The following is an 18,700-nucleotide window of genomic DNA, read 5'->3' on the forward strand; positions in this document are numbered from 1 at the left end:
TTCGGTCTGGAAAGGTCGGGCCGGTCAATGCCTGTCTGGGCTGGTTCATCCAGCCCGGAGCATGCCACGGCGTTGTTATCGGACGAAGGCCTGGGCGTTACCGGCATCAACGTTAAGCATGTTTCCGGTCGACTTGGCGGACAGATCGCTTGCGAAGAAATAAACACCTTCCGCGATGTCTTCCGGCAATACATCTCGCTGTAGCATCGACCGGAGGCGATAATGCTCTTCGAGCTCCTTGCCGGTGTCGATACCGTGTGCACCGGCACGTTCCTTACGCCAGTCGCCATCCCAGATTTTCGAACCTTTGATCACAGCGTCCGGATTCACGACATTTACGCGGATTCCATAAGGTGCGCCTTCCAGCGCCAGACATCTCGCCAGATGGTTAGCAGCGGCTTTGGCAGCGGCATAAGCCGATGCGCCTTTTGCGGCTGCAACCGCATTCTTGGAGCCAATGAAGACAATGGACCCCTCTTTCTGCAGCTTCATCAACGTGAAGGCCGAGCGCGCTGTGAGGAAATAACCTTTTGAAAGGACATCAAAATTCTTGTCCCACAACGCAATCGACGTGTCTTCGAACGGAGATGAGGACGCGATACCCGCATTCGCGACGAAGATGTCACATCCGCCGAATTCCAATGCGCAGCTTTCAAATGCGGCGATCACCTGGTCTTCTTTCGTCACATCACAGACAGCGGACCTTATATGGTCCTTCCCGAAACGTTCGGCGAAACCGGATCCTACGGCTTCAAGAGCGTTTTCATCACGATCCATCAGCATCACGCACGCCCCTTCAGACATGAGACGCGCTGCTGTCGCTGAGCCGATGCCGCCTGCACCGCCAGTCACAACGGCAATCTTGCCGACGAGCGGTTTGGGTTTTGGCATGCGCTGGAGTTTCGCTTCTTCAAGCGCCCAGTATTCGATCCCAAAAGCTTCTTTCTCATCAAGCGCAATATAGTCGCCAATGGCTTCCGCTCCGCGCATCACATTGATCGCATTGCCGTAGAACTCGCCAGCAATACGGGCTGTCGCCTTATTGGCGGCAAAGGTGATGCGACCGACGCCTGGAATGAGAACAACAACCGGATTTGCGTCCCGCATCGCTGGGTCGCTTTCGACTGCGCAACGATTGTAATAGGCGGCATAGCTGTCGCGATAATCCGAAAGGCTTTGCTCAAGATAGCTATCATCGTCGATCCGGGATGGATCGAGCGTAAGCGGGGCAATCTTTGTTCGCAGGAAATGGTCCGGGCACGAGGTGCCGAGTTCTGCCAGGCGTTCGAAGTCGGCTGACCCCACAAATTCAAGCGTCTCACCATCATCGGAGAAATGCGCGAGTTTCGGACGCTCGCCCGTCATCATGCTGCGCAGTTTCGGCATGAGCTTCGCCGCGATCGCTTTGCGCTCTGGCTTGGGCGCAACCTGTTCACCACCAAAGGCCGGGGCGTCGCCCATTTTTGTGTTCAGATATTCGGCAGCATCAGCAATCAACTGAATGGTCTGTTCATAGCAGGCTTTCGCTGTATCGGCCCAGCAAATGATCCCGTGTCCGGCCAGCATAACGCCCTGAACACCCGGGTTTTGCTTCACATAGTCACGGATCATCACGCCGAGTGTGAAGCCTGGTCGTTTCCATGGGAGCCAGCCGATCTTGCCGCCCCAGATTTCCTGAGTGGCCGCTTCCCCACCAGAGGACGCCGCAAGCGCAATGATCGCATCTGGGTGAACGTGATCGATATGTTTAAACGGCAGAAGAGAGTGGAGCGGGGTATCGATGGATGCAGCACGAGGATTCAGATTGAATGTACAATGCGGCAGATAGCCGACCATTTTATCGTCGTCTTCCGGGCCATTATAATGGCTTTCGAGTTCCAGCAGTTTTGATTGATAAAGCGTCGAAAACCCATCAAGTTTCATCGACCCTATATCTCCGCCAGACCCCTTTACCCAAAGGACCTCGACCTCATCACCTGTCAGGGGATCGGTTTCTTTGAGTTTTGCCGAGGTATTGCCGCCGCCGAAATTGGTCACCGTGAGGTCGCTGCCCAGAAGATTGGAGCGGTAGAGTAACAACTCTGCCGGTGAAAGCGTGCTTGCAATTTCATCATTCCACAAGCTCGATGGGACAGCGAACTTTGTGGCGAATTTCGAATGTGAAGGAGACATCGTTTCCATGGTCGTAACTCTTCCTCGGTCGGGCTTCGAGCAAGATTTAGCATTTCAAATTGCCATATTCAATCAAAAACGATAGAAAACAATCAAAACACTCATAGCGGGGCCGCGGAGGATATGGAAGCAAACGCTATCGTCGTGCTCGATGTCGGGAAAACCATGAGCAAACTCAGCTTATGGACAGCAGATGGCGAGCCGATCTGTCGTGAAGCCCGTCCGAATGAGCGACGCTCATCAGGTGATTTCGATGTTCTGGATGTCGAAGGGATCACCCCATGGGTGATCGATACGCTCAAGAGCTTCTCTGAGCAGGCGATTATCACAAAGATCATCCCGGTCGCACATGGGGCGGCTTTGGCCGTCGTGCGCGACGGGAAACTTGCTGCCCAGCCCATGGATTATGAAACCAGCCTCCCGGCTCATATTGCCGAGGCCTATGCCGCTGAACGCGATGCATTCTCGATCAGCGGCTCGCCACGCTTGTCCGAAGGCCTTAATGCTGGCGCGCAGCTCTATTGGCAGGAACGCGAAATTCCGGATCTGTTGGAGGGCGCCACGCTGATGCCTTGGGCCCAATACTGGGCCTGGTTTCTTTCCGGAGTTGATCGCGCCGAAGTCACGAGCCTCGGCTGTCACACCGATCTTTGGGATCCCCTGCGGAGCGACTACTCGCCGATGGCGAAGCGGATGGGCTGGGCGTCAGCGTTCGCGCCCAAGGCGTTTGCAGGCAATGCGATTGGCACGTTGCGATCAGAGCTTGCCGAACAGACGGGTCTGTCACAGGACGTCAAGATCTATTGCGGCATTCACGATTCCAATGCGGCCCTGGTTGCGGCGCGTGCCCATGATGAGATGGCAGAGGGCGACCGCACGGTTTTGTCGACAGGCACATGGTTTGTCGCGATGAGAACGCCTGCCACACCTTTCAATATCAACACATTGCCGTTGGACCGGGATTGCCTCCTGAATGTTGATGCCTGGAGTGACGCCATTCCTTCAGCACGTTTCATGGGTGGGCGAGAAATCGAAACATTGATCGGTATTGATACGCGCCGTGTCGACATCAAACCCGATCAGCCCGCATTATTGGACGCAGTACCCGGCCTGGTCGCCAATGGACGTATGCTTCAGCCAAGTTTTGCAAAAGGTTTCGGACCTTACCCGAACGGACGCGGACGTTGGATCGACATGCCGGAAGACTGGTTCGCCCGGCGCAGCGGTGCATGTCTTTATGCGGCCATGCTCGCCACAACCAGCCTTGATCTTATAGGCTCTTATCAAACCATTCTCGTTGAAGGGCGGTTCGCCGAAGCAGAGGTGATCGTCAGGGCCCTCGCATCGCTTCGTCCCAATGATGCGATTTATACGTGCCACGCCCAAAACGATGTTTCGTTCGGCGCGCTTAAGCTCATCAATCCTATGTTGAAGCCAAACACGAAGTTAGAGCGGGTCAAGCCGCTGGAGACAGATTTGACCGGCTATTTCCGCGATTGGAAGCGGCTGGCCGAAAAGGCAAGCGCGATTGCGTGAGGGGCGGATAGTTGATCCGTTTACAGCCGGACCTTGTCGGGTGTGAGGTCAGATAAACTTCCTGCACCGATCAGGGTCATCGCGACCTGCATTTCCTTCTTGTAGAGCTGCATAAGATTTTCAACGCCGGACTGGCCGTCGCTCGCCAGTGCATAAATGTAGGATCGGCCGATCATGGTCGCGTCAGCGCCAAGGCAAAGGGCGCGAACCACGTCCAGTCCGTTCCGAATACCGGAATCCATGATGACCCTCGCGCGGCCATCGACCGCTTTCACGACTGACGGCAATGCCCGTATGCTGGACGACACGCCGTCGAGTTGACGCCCGCCATGGTTCGAGACGATCAGGCCATCAGCGCCAAGCGCAATTGCGTCCTCTACGTCATCAGCGTCGAGTATGCCCTTGATGATCAGCTTGCCCGGCCAGAAATCCCGGATCCATTGAAGATCTGACCAGCTGATTTCAGGGTCAAAGTTTTCACCCAGCCAGCCGATATAATCCGCAAGATTTGTCCGCTTTCCGCGATAAGCCGATATGTTGCCCAAATCGTGAGGCTGGCCGAACAGGCCAACCGAGACAGCCCAGTTGGGATGGGTCACAGCCTGAAGGATCCTTCGAAGCCCGGCATTCGGGCCACTCATGCCTGAATGTGCATCTCTATAGCGGGATCCGGGAACGGGCATGTCTACGGTAAATACGAGCGTGTCGATCCCAAACGCCATGGCGCGCTCGAGCGCATCCTTCATGAAAGCGCGATCACGCAAGACATAGAGTTGAAACCAGATCGGCTTGGAAACCGCTTTTGATACTTCCTCGATCGAACAGACTGAAACAGTAGAGAGCGTATAGGGAATGCCGATCCGTTCTGCAGCCTTAGCTGCCTGAGTTTCACCTCGTTTTGCATACATGCCGGTGAGACCGACGGGCGCGAGGATCACGGGTAGCGCCAAATTCTGGCCCCAGAGCTGAGAGCTGAGCTCGATATCAAGGCTGCCTTTCAGAACGCGCTGACGGAGTTCAATCTCTCGCAGATCGCAGCTGTTCCGTTCGAGAGTGACTTCAGAATTCGCGCCACCATCTATGTAATCAAACAGAAATCTCGGCAGTGTCTGTCTGGCGCTCGCCCTGTAATCTTCAGGCGCGGAGATGATCATGCCTGCCTCCCTGCTCTCTAATGACCCGCAATTTCCTCATTGGATGTGACACATCAAGCTATTTGGTTGACGATAATTCAATCGAATGCAATCAATAACAACAATAAACTATCATAATTGGTCAGGCGAAAGCTTGTCCCGGGGAGCCCTTTCATGACGGATCAAGCGATAAGCGCGCAAACTCTCAAATCGGGTGGCGAACCAGAAGGGCTGGATCATTTGCCAATTCCGCCCAACAAGCTTCAGCCAGCCGGCTATTTTGCAGGGAATTATGCCGGTGAGCACGTCGCGGGTACCGAGTTTGTTATCGGGGCGCTTTTTGCGGGAGCGGGCGCTGCTGCATCCGACGTGATTCTCGGCCTGCTGCTCGGCAATCTTCTCGCGGTGCTGACCTGGGTCTTCGTTACCTCCCCAATTGCGGTCGACACCAGGCTCACGCTCTATGCCTATTTGGAGAAGATCGCCGGTCGTCACTTCATCAAGCTCTATTCAGTTGTGAATGGCGTGATGTTTCTGGGACTCGCAGGATCCATGATCACGGTGTCCGCGTCGGCCGTCCGCGTGTTGTTCAACAGCGCTTTTCCCGGGTCACCCATTGAGGCGCAGACCGGCTTTCTGCCAACAGACATCCGGTTCATTCTGATTGCCTTGGCGGTTGGCGCTGTTGTCGTAACGCTGGCTGTTCTGGGCTTTAAACGTCTGGCGCAATTTGCCGGTGCTGTTGTGCCGTGGATGATCTGCATGTTTCTCGTCGGTGCCCTAGCGCTGTATCCGATGCTTGCCGAGGCGGTTGGTGCAAACCTTCCTGCCCTCTCTCTTGGCGAGATATGGTCTGTGCTGTCCACGCAAGTTTACCAGCCGACGCCAATGGAGGGGGCCTTCTGGGCGATTCCAAACGAAGCGAAAAGCTTCTGGTCGATTGCGGCCTTTGCCTGGGTCGCCAACCTCGCCATGCACGGATCGCTCGGCGACATGACCCTGCTTCGGTTTGCAAAGCGTAAGTCTTATGGCTGGTTTTCGGCCCTTGGAATGTTCATTGGCCACTTTGCCTGCTGGGTCTTCGCGGGCGTGATGGGTGCAGGCGCGGCGTATGCGCTGACAACCGACATTTCATCCCTCGACCCTGGTGCCGTGGCCACACAGGCACTCGGCGGAGCGGGCGTGCTTGCGGTCATTATCGCCGGCTGGACAACATCCAATCCGACACTCTATCGCGCAGGACTGGCTTTCCAGAGCCTGAATCCAAAGTGGAGTCGGGTCTGGGTGACACTCATCGTCGGCGTCGTCACTATGGTTCTCGCCTGTTCGCCTTTCGTGTTTTCCCAATTGCTTGGCTATGTCGGCTGGATGGGCCTGACCCTGTCTCCGGTTGGTGCGGTGATTGTGGCTGAACACTGGCTGTTCAAACGCATCGGGCTCAATCGGTATTGGAACAGCTATCGCAAATCCGGCCTCAACTTCGCGGCGGTGATTGCCTGGGCGGCGGCATTCGCTGTCATATTCGGTCTCTATTTCGGAGCTGGCGTGCACCAGTTTTTCCTGCTGATTCCAGCGTGGATTACAGCAACTGTCGTTTACATTCTTTGTGCGAAGGCATTTGGCGTAGCCAGGAACTATCCCGAAGCCTCAATGGAGGAAGCCGCGATCGCCAAGCGCCAAAAGGACGAAGCAGATTATCTGGCTTCCGGGGCAGAGATTGATGAGTCAGGCGGCTACACCAAGGCGTGGTGGGGGCTGCAAATTGTGAGCTATCTGGCGCTGGCATGGATCATTGTTTCAGCGATCCGTCTGGTGTTGGCAGACGGCGAAACCTATGACGGTTTGCTGGATGCGTTCCGCAGTCATTTGATCTGGCCGACGCTCGTTTTCTTCCTGTGTGCCGCGGCAGCCATTATCATTCCCGGTGAGAAGCGAGAACTCGCTGCGTGAGGCTCATCCGGCGGCAGAGCCAAATCGCGCGCCGTCTGCAATCCCACAACACATGACTTATCCACGGACAGGGCTCGGGAGCTCTGTCCGTGGATAAAATAAAGAGACCAAAACGTTCGACTTGTGCTGACAATAAAGCCCAGCTCGGCATGGTGTTCGTTTTCAGCGTTGCCAGGCTCTCGGCTTAGTCTGCCGCTTTTGCTTCAGTCATCAGACTCACGGGTCCGATCAGGCCAGACGGGCGCAGGGGCGCATCAGGCATGTAGGTGGGAATGGTCGTGAATGTGATCTTGTCAGCGTCCGGCTGCATATCGCCGATCAGCCGGTTGACCCAGAGATTGGCGACCTTCACCGTGATCTCATTGGCTCCGTCCTTCACAAATTCCGAGATATCAGCTGTCCATGGCGCCTTCCACAAGGTCGTCACTTCCTCACCATTCACATGGATCTCAGCGACATCGCCAACGCGACCAAGATCAAGGATGACCGGATCAGCACTCGAGCTCATACCGTCTGGCAGATCGAAGCGTCGCGAATAGGTCGAGATGCCCGAATAATACTTGATCCCGTCCTCAGCCTGTTCGTTGAGTGGCGCGAGAACCGGAAGGGTCATTCCGTCCGGAGCGCCGAGATCAGGTTCAAAGCTCACCGTCCAATCTGTGCTGAGATCCGCCATTTTCTGGAGCGCGGGCGTGTCGATGGTCACAGACTTCGCTTCGGCCTCACCCTGGAAGACAACGAAAAAGCTGTCGCCGGGCGCAAATGTCAGCGGCACATGGGTCAGGCCATTTTCGATCCGGTAGGAGACGGGTTCGATTTCACCTGTATCAGCGCGCCAGATTTCAGGCGTTTTGCCGTCGACACGAAACAAGGCATCGACCTTGAGTTCGACATCTTCCCGGTTGTTGACGAAATAGATGTGATCGTCGTCCAGCTGGCGATGTACAAACAGAATTTCGGCGTCGCTCTCGCTTGCGGAATAATCAAAGTCAGCGGGGAGGCCGATATAACCGAGCGCCTCTTCGATGCTGGACTTGGCAACGATGCGGCCCGCCCCCAGTGAGGTTTCAACCTCGCCTGACCACATGGCTTCGACCAGCGCCTCGAACTCTGCCTGATCATCTTTCAATCCGGGAGCAGCAGCGGGCGGCAGGCCGACCAGAGTCGCGCCGGCTTCAACCAGCTCATCGAGTTTTCTGAGCATAGGCAGGGTCATTTTCTCCCGGCTGCTGCCGCCCAGATATAATACGCTGTATCTGGCTCCGGAGGGGGCAACGACGTCCCCCCGGTCAATGTCGAGCAAATTGAGCACGGCATGTTCGGAGACAAAGTCATAGCCATACTTTGTCGGCAGGTCGTTCAGCTTGCCTGAAGCGTTTAGTCCCGCCAGCGGCGCTTCTTCGCCATAGACATATCCGATATCGGCGAAGTTCTGACCCTGCTGAAGCAGGAAGCTGTTACGCGACAGATAATCAACCCAGCTTCCGGCCATGGGGGCCCAGGCTTCATGGCGATTGAAGAACTGACCGAAGATCAACAACGACAATCCGGGTTTCAACTCTCCTGGATTGTGGACCGAAGTATGCACAACGACGCGATTGATGCCGTGCGCGAACTCAAAATCGACCACTTTTCTTAAATCCGAAGGGGCATGGCCCCAAGGATAAACCGCCGACGTCATGGATTCGGCGGCCACTATTCTGCGCCCGTACAGGTGTGCCGCCGAGGCAGCGCCCTTCATGTCAATCGGGTGGGTATCTTTCGGTTCTCCATTCGGAGGATAAGTCCACATCGCTGCCATGGGATAATCGGCAAATCGGCGCATGTTCACATCGTCGCCGATAGACACCCGCTGGCCCTCGAGCGCTTCGCCATAAACCGTCATATCGCGTTCATGGGCGATATCGGCAATTGTGCCATAGTGTTCCTCGGCAATGAGATCGGCGAGGGTGCGGCGGTAATCAAACAGGAAGCGGTCGGCGTCCTCGCGCGAGCCAATGATCTCGCCTGTCAGCGTTGGCAGGAACGGGATGGGATCATAACCGCGCCGCGCCTTGAATTCCGCAATCAGAGCCGGCGTCCAGTTAGACGCGCCAACTTCGATAGAATCCGTCACCACGGACCGGATGCCATGGTCGCCCATCAGGTCAGCGCCGACCGTATCTTCAAACATGCCAAGATAGGTCTCGAAATATCGGCGCACAGCCTGTCCGTCGAACTTATCGACTTCAAGCCCTGTCGCTTCAGTCGTTGCGGGGTGATTGACCTTGCCCGTGAGGGACCAGCCCATGCGAATGATTTTCCAGTCGCCAGGTGGCGGCGTCCAGTCGAGTGTGCCGTCGGGCTGAAGTTGGGATGTCAGATCAATCACATCCTCTGCGGGCACAGATTCGCCGCCTGCAGCATTAGATGAATCGAGCGCATAATAGTCGGGCACGAGCGAATAGCCTGCCTTGGCTTCGTAGCGATCTATTCTGGCAGCGCTGGACAGAACGAGTTCGGATACTTCTATGTTTTCAGGCGGTTCGCCACGAAGGGCTGAGAACGGATCGATGGCACCGGGGGCCGGAACGAAATTCGCCGCGCCAGGCTCGGTATTCGGTGTCAGGACAATTCTGAAGTCCGAGGCTGTAACCGGCGCAAAACTCACCGTGGTCGGAGCAACAGACAGCCCCAGATCCACCAGTTTTACCCAGCCATTCGGTCCACGGAATTCAAGATAGGGATCAAAGTAGACCTCATTGAAAGAGCCTGCACCGCCGGGCAGAAACAGCGTTGCGGACCGAATGGTCACGGGGGAATCGTAGCTGATCTCGATCGTTGCCGGATTGTCCTCGGTGCCCCTGCGGATACTCAGACTTTGAGCATAAAGATTGTCGGTCAAAAGGCCCCCGTCCAGAAGGACTTCGCCAGAATGGTAGCTTGGTTTCAGATCCGGAGCTGGCTTTGCTACGGGAATCGCGAAGACGCCAATGTCCTCATAGAAGTCAGGAGCTTCCGGCATCTCTCCGCCGGATATCAGCGCGATGATTCCTTCATCGACTTCGAGATCCTGAAAGGGGCCGGCATTCGAAGGGGGTTGCGGCAACGGATCTTCGACAGGCTGACCGCCGCTCACATATGCTGTGGACCAGACCACCTTTTTCATGCCGTCCTGCGGCTCAACCCACGGGCCGCCCGTCTCTGACCAGCCGGGTGAGGCGGCGATTGCCATCTCCAGCCCCAGTTCGTCTGCACGCCGGACGGCATATTGGAAGGCCTCCTTCCATGTCGCGCTCATGTAAACGAGCCGCTCATCCACGATCTGAGGCGTGATCAGATTGGCGTCAAAATGCTGAAGTCCGCCAATGCCGACATCGTGCATCCAGGTGAGGTCTTTTTCAATTCCATCAATGGAAACATTGCCATTCATCCAGTGCCACCAGACCCGCGGTCTGGCACTGAGCGGGGGGGCGTCGAACTGTTCCTGGAACGCGGCGGCCGCCACTCCGGATTCAGGAATCGACGCCTCTCTTGGGGTGGGTGACACGGCGCAGGATACGAGGCAGGTGGACGCGGTAAGCGCGAGAGCGAGGCGAGATGGTCTGGACATGGCGGCTCCTTCAATGCCGTTTTTCTTTTTGGAAGTGTCTTGTCGGAGTCACGCAAGAACCGAGAAAAGTCGCGCTCGAGCTTTTAAAAGCATGGTGCATCGCGGCTGAACGCCTCCCTTATCTAAATCGATCACTTCTTTGGTGACACTTATTGATTGCGCATGATCATAATGGATCAAAAGATGGTCTTTCAACTCCGATGCAACTGTTGAGCTTGACGACGGGCAACCTTAATTTGCTCGCGATGCCCGTGCAGAAAACATAAAAGTGCGCGAGCGCTGGCCGTGAAATCTCCCAGACTATGTTCAGAACCACGGGGGATTAGCGACCTAGCGCTCGAAAAAATATTGCATGCATTTTATCATTGGCGCACAATTTCTAAAATATTGCAATTGACGGATATTGCATGCAATGCAATCATAAACCCTCATAGATAATCAATACAAATCATCTCTGGGGAGGAGAAATAGAATGAAAAAATTGCTTGTGGGCTCAACGGCCTTGTTCGGGGTGTTGTCATTTATCCCTGCCGCGATTGCGCAGACAGAGCCTGGACCAACAGAAGAAGCGTCGACCGAAGATGAGGTCCACGAGCTGGACCGGGTCATCGTTACCGGCGTCTTCAAGGAAACAGCCCTTGAAGATGCGCCTGTTGCTGTAACGGCGCTTTCCGAAAGTGAAATTCAGCAGGCCGCACCTACGAGCGCTGCGGATCTGCTTAAATCTGTGCCCGGCGTCTATGTGAATTCGGGCTTGGGCGAGATTCGTAACGTCGTGTATTCGCGAGGTGTTTCGGCAGGGTCGAACGAAGCCGCCAGCGGTTACTTTTATGTCTCGCTTCAGGAAGACGGGTTGCCAGTCTCCAGTGTGCTGATGACAAACTATGGGCCCGATTTTTACTCGCGCCCTGATTTGATGCTGTCACGTCTTGAGGCCTTGCGCGGCGGAACGGCAACCATTACCGGGCCGAACGCGCCGGGCGGCATCTTCAACTATATTTCGAAGAATGGCCGAGACGATCCGGGTGGTATGGTCGAGTTCAAGACGGGCCTCGAAGGGGACGGCAAAAACCCCTATTACCGGGGCGACTTCTACTATGGCGGCGAGATTGGCGACTCAGGCGATCTCTACTATTCTGTCGCAGGCTTCTATCGTGAATCTGATGGTGCCCGTGATCCCGGCTATTCGCTCAACAAGGGCGGTCAGATCCGCGGCAATCTGGTCTGGGATTATGGCGACGGGGAGCTGACCTTCACCGGTAAGTATCTCGATGACAGCAACGGCTTCCATGAGTTCTTGCCTGCTTTCAATCATGACGACCCGAGCTTTGCGCCCGGCATATCTCCGACGGATTCTTTCCTCCCTCCCGCCGCGCCTCACAGCTGGATTAATCCAACAGGCGGCAGGAGCGACTGGGACGCCACCCGCCGGGTGCAGTCCAAACAGGTCGCACTTGGATCTAAATGGTCGCACGATTTTGGAGACGGATGGCGGGCTTCGAACGTGGTCCGTTATCAGGAGAGCTCAACTGACTGGAATACCGGTGCAGTGATCTTCCCGATTCCCATCACCGATCCGCTAATCTACATATTCTCCAACTCGTTCGGCACGCCAGGGACTTACAGTTTCAGAAACAGGTCTGACGGAAGTCTCGCGGCAGAAGTGGTTTCAGTCGTCGGCGTTGATCTGACCCTGACACAAAACAATCTTCCCAATCAGGGCGTGCTGCCCGGTGGCGTCTTGAGCCAGGTCGCCTTTGATCCCCTTTTTGAAGTCGATGAGTTCATGGATCAATTCCAGCTATCGAAGACATTTGGCGACCACTCCCTCACTCTGGGCGGTTTCTATTCGAACGCCGATATTCACTACAGAGCAAATGGTGGTGGGATTGGCGTGTCGGGCATCACGAACCAACCGGCCTTGTATGATATCGACCTGACTCTGGCGAACGGAGATGTTGTTCAGGTGACGTCTCCTGAAGGATTCGCCGCTCATGGTGACACCTACGGTGGTGGCAATGAAACTGTAGGAACGCAGGAGCAATATTCGATCTTTTTCGGGCATGCCTGGGATATCACCGACAGGCTGATGTTTGACTGGGGGCTTCGCTACGAGAACATCGAATATGAGACCACCAACAAGGTCGGTGTTCCCAATCCATCGCCCACGCCTGGCGGCGCAGATGGTGATCCTTTGACGCTCTACGACAATTTCCCGAGTGTGCAGAGCGCTCCGCTCAGCGCGACGCGCGACTATGACTATGTCTCATATTCAACGTCGCTCGCGTACGAATTTACGGATCGGGTACAGGCATATGCGCGTTATTCTTCAGGCAAGAAAGCACCGGATTTTCAGACCATGATCGATCTGGATACGCCGGATGAGATCAGTACGCTCTTCATCGAACCACAGGAGATCACCCAGTTCGAAATCGGCTTGAAGTATTCGGGCGACAACCTCAACCTGGCGGCCTTCCCGTTCTGGAGTGAGCTCGACAATGTGACGAGCACCCAGTTATTCACCGATGAAAATGGGACCCCCTATTCTCCAACCCCGACGTCCGGAAAACTTGTGACGACGGGTGTAGAGATTGAGGCCGATTATCAGCTCACGGATACTCTGAATATGAGGTCCGCAGTCACGCTTCAGAAATCGGAATCGACCGGCTTTGGCATATGGGTCGCGAATACTCCGGTCAGGTCTGACGACGTGCTCGTGTCCACACCTGACGGTGATTCAGACAATGTGCCGGATATCCTTGTGCGCTCTACGCTGAGCTATGAGCCAACCGATCGCCTGTCCGGCTTTGTAACCTGGAACTATCTGGGTGACCGTCCGGCGAACAGGAATAATGCGTTTGAACTGCCCGCTTATTCCATTTTTGACGCAGGCCTGTCATTTCAGATCAACGACTCCTGGGAGCTACGCGCTGACATCAAGAACGTGCTAAACGAAGAAAATGGGGTTCTGAGCTGGGCGCCTTCTGGCGGCTTGCTTGCGTCACTTGATCGTCAGGCTCTCACACAGGCGTCATTGCAGGCAGATCCTGATCAGCTCCTGTCCATTCTGACAGCTCAGCCCAGGTCCTATTTCCTGACTGCGGCATTCGAATTCTGAAGACATTCGGGAGATCATTCCAGGCATGGCCTCACCCTGTGCCTGGTGTGTACCAGTCCGGCTCGACTTCCTCCCCGAGCCGGACTGGTAAACCGGAACCGAAGCCAATTACTGGTCTGCGACGATCAGATTTACGCCAGCACTTTCCACAAAGCTGGCCGCTTTGTCTGTGATCCGTGCGTCTGTGATGATTGTGTGGACCTGCTCAAGTGGGCAGACGACATTGCCGGACGGTTGATCGAACTTTGTGGCATCGGCGAGAACGATGATCTCGTCGGCACGCTCAATAAACCGCCGCTCTCCGGCAACGAGCACAACGTCCTCCTGCATGAGTCCCTGCCGACCAATAGCGGCTGCACCGATGAATAGTCGCGGGGCATGAAAGCGTGGCATACAGTCGTCGCCAAAAACGGACAAAATAATGTTCTGCTCGCGGAATATAGCGCCGCCCGGCACGAGTATGCGCGTGGTGCTCTGCGGCAGGAGTGCCAGAACAATGTAAAGCGAATTCGTTAGTATCTGCATGCCGAGGCCATCCAGATGGGAACACATCTGTAGTGTTGTCGAGCCTCCATCAATCATCACCGCTTCGCCTTCCGAACAAAAGCCCGCAGCGGCCTTGCCGATAAGCTGCTTTTCATGCTGGTTTAACGTGACGTTCTCGTGGAAAGGCACACCATCGAGCCGGAACTCTGACATCAAATTCTGGATATTTTGGACGCGGGACGCATCGTGTCTCTTTGCCCCGCCGCGTACGCGTTCGAGCTTACCTTCCCTGGACAGTTTTTCGAGATCCCGGCGAATTGTAGCCGGTGAACTGTCGAGACTGCTTTCCAGCTCCCTGAACGAGATAAAACTCTTCGCGGCAAGAAGTGAAAGGATGATGGTTTCGCGTTCGTTTGAGTGCATCTGACCAATATGACTGAAAATCGTCTACAATCCATCAATATCACTCAAAAATTGTCCCACAACAGGCAAGCACGACCTCACATGGCGCACGACGGACAATTTTCCGTCTGAGATCGCCCACAAAGTCGGCAAGGCTATTATGGCAAGGTCGAAATCATCGCTGGATCTTGTCGCAGCGGCCCGATCACGGCTCGTCCCCTGGTGTTTATGTTTATTTTTTTATCCGGCCCATCAGTGGGCGGCATCATGTCAAAGGGTGCTCGAAGCGGACATCGCAGCTTATTGCCGATCCCAGCAGGCGTGAAGGAAGCATCCGCATTGCTCCGTCAGCCAGATGGCTCGATCTTCGGCGGGCATCGACGCCGCCTGCTCTGAAAGTCCTGTCAGAATGAAACGAAAGACCTGCCCGTCCAGCCTGTCGGCACGTTCGCCGACAGAATCGATCGAGCGTAACATCAATGTCGACGTTCGGCCCGTCATGGCGAGAAGCGCCCCGGAATAGGACGCGGCATCGGGGCTTCTTGAAGCGGCCAGGATGATTTCATCCATTGCCGTATTCTCAGAGCCGCGCATGCTCGCCCTCTCAAGGATCGCCGGCAACACAGTCGAGCACAATTCATCGATCGTGTTGACGTCGGGCACCCGGTCCGAGGTCTCGCGACGTGCGCGCTCATAGATGCGATCAAATGCGCGCATCATGATCTCGTCGATCGAGCGGAAATGGTGGGTCATGGATGACAGGGAGATGCCCGTTTCGCTAGCGATCAGTCTATGGGACAGAGCATCAGGACCATGTGAGAGGATCAGGGCGCAGGCTGCCTCGATGATACGCTCAGCGGTGCCCGTTCTCGGCTCGGGAGCGGCAGCGGCCTGGTTCAATCCCGCTGCGGCGAGTTGCTGACGCGCAGCACTATCGCCCGGAGAAGACACGGGGCAGCGGGTGATGCGTTCGCACAACCGCAGGATCACGTCGGTCATCCAGATCTTAATTCGTGCATCGGACCCTGCCAGTAATCCAATCCGAACCGCCACCTCGAACCCGGCGGAAAAAGCGTAAGCCAGTTGACGCTCGATGCCCATTTCATCAAACCGCTCGGCCCAGAAACTGCAGGCGGAAGCGGGCCAGTTGGCCATGATCTCCGCCAGCCCGGGAATCCGCTGTGATACGGCCTGGCCGACCCAGCCGATAAGGGCGATGTCGGCCTGCGGACCGGTGGTCACGCCAGCAACGCCGAGGGCGAGACTGGGCAGCTGATCCGGCCGGGACGCTACGCCGTGAAGCTGGCTTGCGAGTCCGGCAAAATTTTCTTCCCGAGCCGATATTGCCTGCTCAAACACAGCAAGGATCAGGTTCTCACGAGAGCCATACCGGTAGCTCAATAATGACGGACTGATGCCCACACTCTGCGCAAGGCTGCGTAATGTCAGACCTTTCAGTCCAGACCTCAGGATTTGATCAGCTGCCGCCCCAAGAACGTCGTCACCACTTTCCATGTCAGTCGGCCGGCCGGATTGGTACACTTGAACAACACCCTTCGATCAAATTACGCCTCAAAGCCTGTCGAAAATTTTGCTGCGCTTCAAGAGCAAAGCAAGTTCAGGCCCCCTTGAATCTAGCTGATAAAGCAGAGGAAAGCTGGCATTCTTGACGTTTTTGTTGCAGCGCGTCATAAATCCGACGCTAAAGCTTCATGGAATCTTGTTTTGGTACGTACGTTCAGTGTTGGTAGTTGCCGCTTCGTTAATCCAGAGGGGATCGAAGCATGCTCAACACACCGTTCAAAACCACACTTCTCGCCGGTGCCGCGCTGATGGCAGCGATGCCTGCCGCCGCACAGGAAGACGCGGAGGCGCGCCAGCAAGTCGTCTTCGTCACCGCGACACCCATTCGTGACAGCCAGCAGGCTGCCATTGAAGCCAAGCGCAATGCCGACAATGTCGTCGATATCATTTCAGCCGACACGATTGGCCGTTTTCCCGACCAGAACCTTGCTGACTCGCTTGGACGGCTTCCGGGTCTCGCAATCGAGCGTGACCAGGGACAGGCGCGCTACATTAACTTCCGCGGCGCCCCTTTCCGCTTCACGGCCATCGCATTTGACGGCATTGACGTTCCAGGCGCCCAGAATGGACGAATTCCCCGCTTTGACAGCTTTCCCTCGGTGATCACCTCTTCGGTCGAAGCCAACAAGGCGATCACACCGAACATGCCCGGCGAGGCGGTTTCCGGGTTCATCAACGTCAAGACGTTCAATCCGTTCGATGTAGACGGCTTCAGCGCATCGCTAGAAGCCGGCTACGGCGAGCAGGAGCTCGGCGGTGGCCCGATCAACAAGTATAATGGGCGGATCAGCTGGTCGAACGACAATTTCGGCTGGGTGGCGTTCGGCTCGTTCAACCGGCGCGTCCAGAACACGGACAATCGCGAGTTCGACCTGGACCTTGATGAAAGCGGTGACCTTGTCGTCAACGAACTGGATTTCCGGTCCTATTTCGTGGAACGCGAAGACACAGCCTATGGCGGCCGTCTTGAGTTCCGGCCCGATGGCACGGCCCTTGACCGGCTATTCCTGTCCACGCTGTACACCGAATTCGTCGATCAGGAAGAACGCAACCAGTATGTGTTCGACTTTGCTGGCGGAGCCGATGCCATCAGCGGCGCTGTCGCTCCGGGCGACACGGGATACCAGCCGCTCGTCCTAGTCAACCGGCTCCTCGAGGATGGCCGTTATGACAACTCGACCTGGACATCGACGCTCGGCGCAGACTTCGAGGCCGGCGGCTGGTTCATGGAAGCCCGCCTGAACTACACGGAGACGACCGACAATACGTTTTTGCCGATCCCGTACAGCCGGGCAGCAACCGTGGCGGCAGGCTACGACCTGACCGATGTCAATTCGCCCGTCGTCAATCTCTTCGAGCCTTTCACGCAAACCCCAACTGACATCAACTTCCTCGACTACGCCGTTACGCTGGCTCTGACCGTTGATTCAAAGCTCGACAATGAAGCCTGGAAGGCAAAGCTCGATGCCGAAAAGGATATGACCCTGTTTGGCCGCGACACGACCGTGAAGACCGGCTTCCAGTTCGACACGCGGGACGCAGCCGGCAACGGCATGGTTCAGCAGATTGAGTACTTTCCGCCGACATTCGACTTCGATCAGTTCACGACCGGTGTGCCCTGGTATACCGATTTCAACAATTCGATCGGCGCCACATATTTTCGCAATGATGCGCTTCGGCGGGCCTTTTCGGAGGCGTTTGACGGGCTCGATGTCACCGTGCCGCCAGACCAGGAAATTGCCATCGAGGAAGATATCATCGCGGCCTACGGAATGGCGACCACTGAGTTCGAATGGGGCAATTTCGTATACGGCGCACGGGTCGAATACACCGACTATACGTCTTCCGGCCCTTCGCTCGATCTCGCCTATAGCGACGACTATTTCAATGTCCTGCCAAGTGCCCACCTGAATCTCGACCTCACCGATGATCTTAAGCTGCGCTTTTCCGGCTCCACCGGCGTCAGCCGCCCGAGCTATAATGAGCTTCGCGCCTCGGCGAGTGTTGACGCGACGAGCCAGACGGTGATCGGCGGAAATCCGAAGCTTGACCCGGAAACGACCTGGGGCGGCGACGTGTCTCTGGAATACTATTTTGCGCCGGCAAGCCTGTTGTCGGTCGGGGCATTCTACCGGAATGTCGACGATGTCATCTACGCAGACTCCACAAAGGTCGACGGCGGCTTCTACCTGCCGACGGCTGCTGGCGAAGACTGGACGCTTGTCGGCTTCGTCAACGGCAAAAACGGTCACCTCTCGGGCGTTGAGGCCAGCGTCATCGCGCAGGCCGATGACATCCTGCCAGAGCCGTTTGACGGCTTCGGTGTCAGCGGCAACCTGACCCTGCTGGACAGTGAATTCGAGACCAATTCCGGAAACACGTTCTCGCTGCCGGGCACATCGGACACGGTCTTCAACGCATCTGTGTTCTACGAGAAATTTGGCCTGTCTGCCCGGGTGAACTATCAGTATCGGGACGCATGGCTGTCGACGACGGAGAATGACAGCCTCGGGGAATACTGGGATGAACAGTCCCGCGTCGATGCCTCGATCCGCTACAACCTGCCGGTCGAGTTCTCCAATGCCCGTTTCACCCTTTTTGCCAATGGCAACAATCTCACCGACGAAACCGATGTCCGATACATCGCGACACCAGCAACGCCGAACCAGGTCGAAGGCTATGGCCGCCGCTGGCTGTTCGGCATCCGAGTCGATTACTAAGGAAACG

At 56.0% G+C, this 18,700-nt stretch carries 9 protein-coding genes; 4 read left to right on the forward strand and 5 right to left on the reverse strand.

The genetic code is table 11. From position 1 onward, the window contains the following. Nucleotides 1-75: 75 nt before the first annotated feature. A complete protein-coding gene (locus tag WNY37_RS13820) occupies nucleotides 76-2,181 on the reverse strand; it encodes a bifunctional rhamnulose-1-phosphate aldolase/short-chain dehydrogenase (protein WP_342973974.1) in 2,106 nt (701 codons plus the stop codon). Between the two features lie 114 nt (nucleotides 2,182-2,295). Here WNY37_RS13820 and WNY37_RS13825 point away from each other — a divergent pair, with 114 nt between their 5' ends. Then, the gene (locus tag WNY37_RS13825; RefSeq protein WP_342973975.1) at nucleotides 2,296-3,708 is read left to right on the forward strand and encodes a carbohydrate kinase; all 1,413 of its coding nucleotides are present in this window, start codon (nucleotides 2,296-2,298) and stop codon (nucleotides 3,706-3,708) included. Between the two features lie 20 nt (nucleotides 3,709-3,728). Here the strand turns inward: WNY37_RS13825 and lldD are convergent, their stop codons facing one another. After that, nucleotides 3,729-4,862 carry an FMN-dependent L-lactate dehydrogenase LldD gene (gene lldD / locus WNY37_RS13830; RefSeq protein ID WP_342973976.1) on the reverse strand — a complete coding sequence of 378 codons (1,134 nt, stop codon included), beginning with the start codon at nucleotides 4,860-4,862 and terminating at the stop codon, nucleotides 3,729-3,731. A 153-nt stretch (nucleotides 4,863-5,015) separates the two neighbouring features. On the opposite strand from lldD, the gene WNY37_RS13835 reads away from it, so the two are divergent. Beyond that, nucleotides 5,016-6,791 (forward strand): nucleoside transporter, encoded by a 1,776-nt coding sequence (locus tag WNY37_RS13835; protein ID WP_342973977.1) that lies wholly within the window; start codon nucleotides 5,016-5,018, stop codon nucleotides 6,789-6,791. A gap of 184 nt (nucleotides 6,792-6,975) precedes the next feature. Here the strand turns inward: WNY37_RS13835 and WNY37_RS13840 are convergent, their stop codons facing one another. Beyond that, complete coding sequence (locus WNY37_RS13840; protein ID WP_342973978.1) at nucleotides 6,976-10,383, reverse strand: glycosyl hydrolase; 3,408 nt, start codon at nucleotides 10,381-10,383, stop codon at nucleotides 6,976-6,978. A gap of 472 nt (nucleotides 10,384-10,855) precedes the next feature. Between WNY37_RS13840 and WNY37_RS13845 the strand changes: the two genes are divergently transcribed. Next, nucleotides 10,856-13,501, forward strand: a complete 2,646-nt coding sequence (locus tag WNY37_RS13845) for a TonB-dependent receptor (RefSeq protein ID WP_342973979.1) — start codon at nucleotides 10,856-10,858, stop codon at nucleotides 13,499-13,501. A 108-nt stretch (nucleotides 13,502-13,609) separates the two neighbouring features. Here the strand turns inward: WNY37_RS13845 and WNY37_RS13850 are convergent, their stop codons facing one another. Then, nucleotides 13,610-14,410 (reverse strand): DeoR/GlpR family DNA-binding transcription regulator, encoded by an 801-nt coding sequence (locus WNY37_RS13850; RefSeq protein WP_342973980.1) that lies wholly within the window; start codon nucleotides 14,408-14,410, stop codon nucleotides 13,610-13,612. A 279-nt stretch (nucleotides 14,411-14,689) separates the two neighbouring features. After that, on the reverse strand, nucleotides 14,690-15,904 hold the full coding sequence (locus tag WNY37_RS13855) for a TetR family transcriptional regulator (protein WP_342973981.1): 1,215 nt from the start codon (nucleotides 15,902-15,904) through the stop codon (nucleotides 14,690-14,692). Between the two features lie 269 nt (nucleotides 15,905-16,173). Here WNY37_RS13855 and WNY37_RS13860 point away from each other — a divergent pair, with 269 nt between their 5' ends. Further along, on the forward strand, nucleotides 16,174-18,693 hold the full coding sequence (locus tag WNY37_RS13860) for a TonB-dependent receptor (protein WP_342973982.1): 2,520 nt from the start codon (nucleotides 16,174-16,176) through the stop codon (nucleotides 18,691-18,693). Nucleotides 18,694-18,700: the final 7 nt, after the last annotated feature.

Source organism: Henriciella sp. AS95, from assembly GCF_038900055.1.
Classification (GTDB): domain Bacteria; phylum Pseudomonadota; class Alphaproteobacteria; order Caulobacterales; family Hyphomonadaceae; genus Henriciella.

Bases quoted from the DNA above. Each gene is read 5' to 3' on its own strand.
- WNY37_RS13820 (WP_342973974.1), bottom strand. From the start codon at position 2,181: ATGGAAACGATGTCTCCTTCACATTCGAAATTCGCCACAAAGTTCGCT.
- WNY37_RS13825 (WP_342973975.1), top strand. From the start codon at position 2,296: ATGGAAGCAAACGCTATCGTCGTGCTCGATGTCGGGAAAACCATGAGC.
- lldD (WP_342973976.1), bottom strand. From the start codon at position 4,862: ATGATCATCTCCGCGCCTGAAGATTACAGGGCGAGCGCCAGACAGACA.
- WNY37_RS13835 (WP_342973977.1), top strand. From the start codon at position 5,016: ATGACGGATCAAGCGATAAGCGCGCAAACTCTCAAATCGGGTGGCGAA.
- WNY37_RS13840 (WP_342973978.1), bottom strand. From the start codon at position 10,383: ATGTCCAGACCATCTCGCCTCGCTCTCGCGCTTACCGCGTCCACCTGC.
- WNY37_RS13845 (WP_342973979.1), top strand. From the start codon at position 10,856: ATGAAAAAATTGCTTGTGGGCTCAACGGCCTTGTTCGGGGTGTTGTCA.
- WNY37_RS13850 (WP_342973980.1), bottom strand. From the start codon at position 14,410: ATGCACTCAAACGAACGCGAAACCATCATCCTTTCACTTCTTGCCGCG.
- WNY37_RS13855 (WP_342973981.1), bottom strand. From the start codon at position 15,904: ATGGAAAGTGGTGACGACGTTCTTGGGGCGGCAGCTGATCAAATCCTG.
- WNY37_RS13860 (WP_342973982.1), top strand. From the start codon at position 16,174: ATGCTCAACACACCGTTCAAAACCACACTTCTCGCCGGTGCCGCGCTG.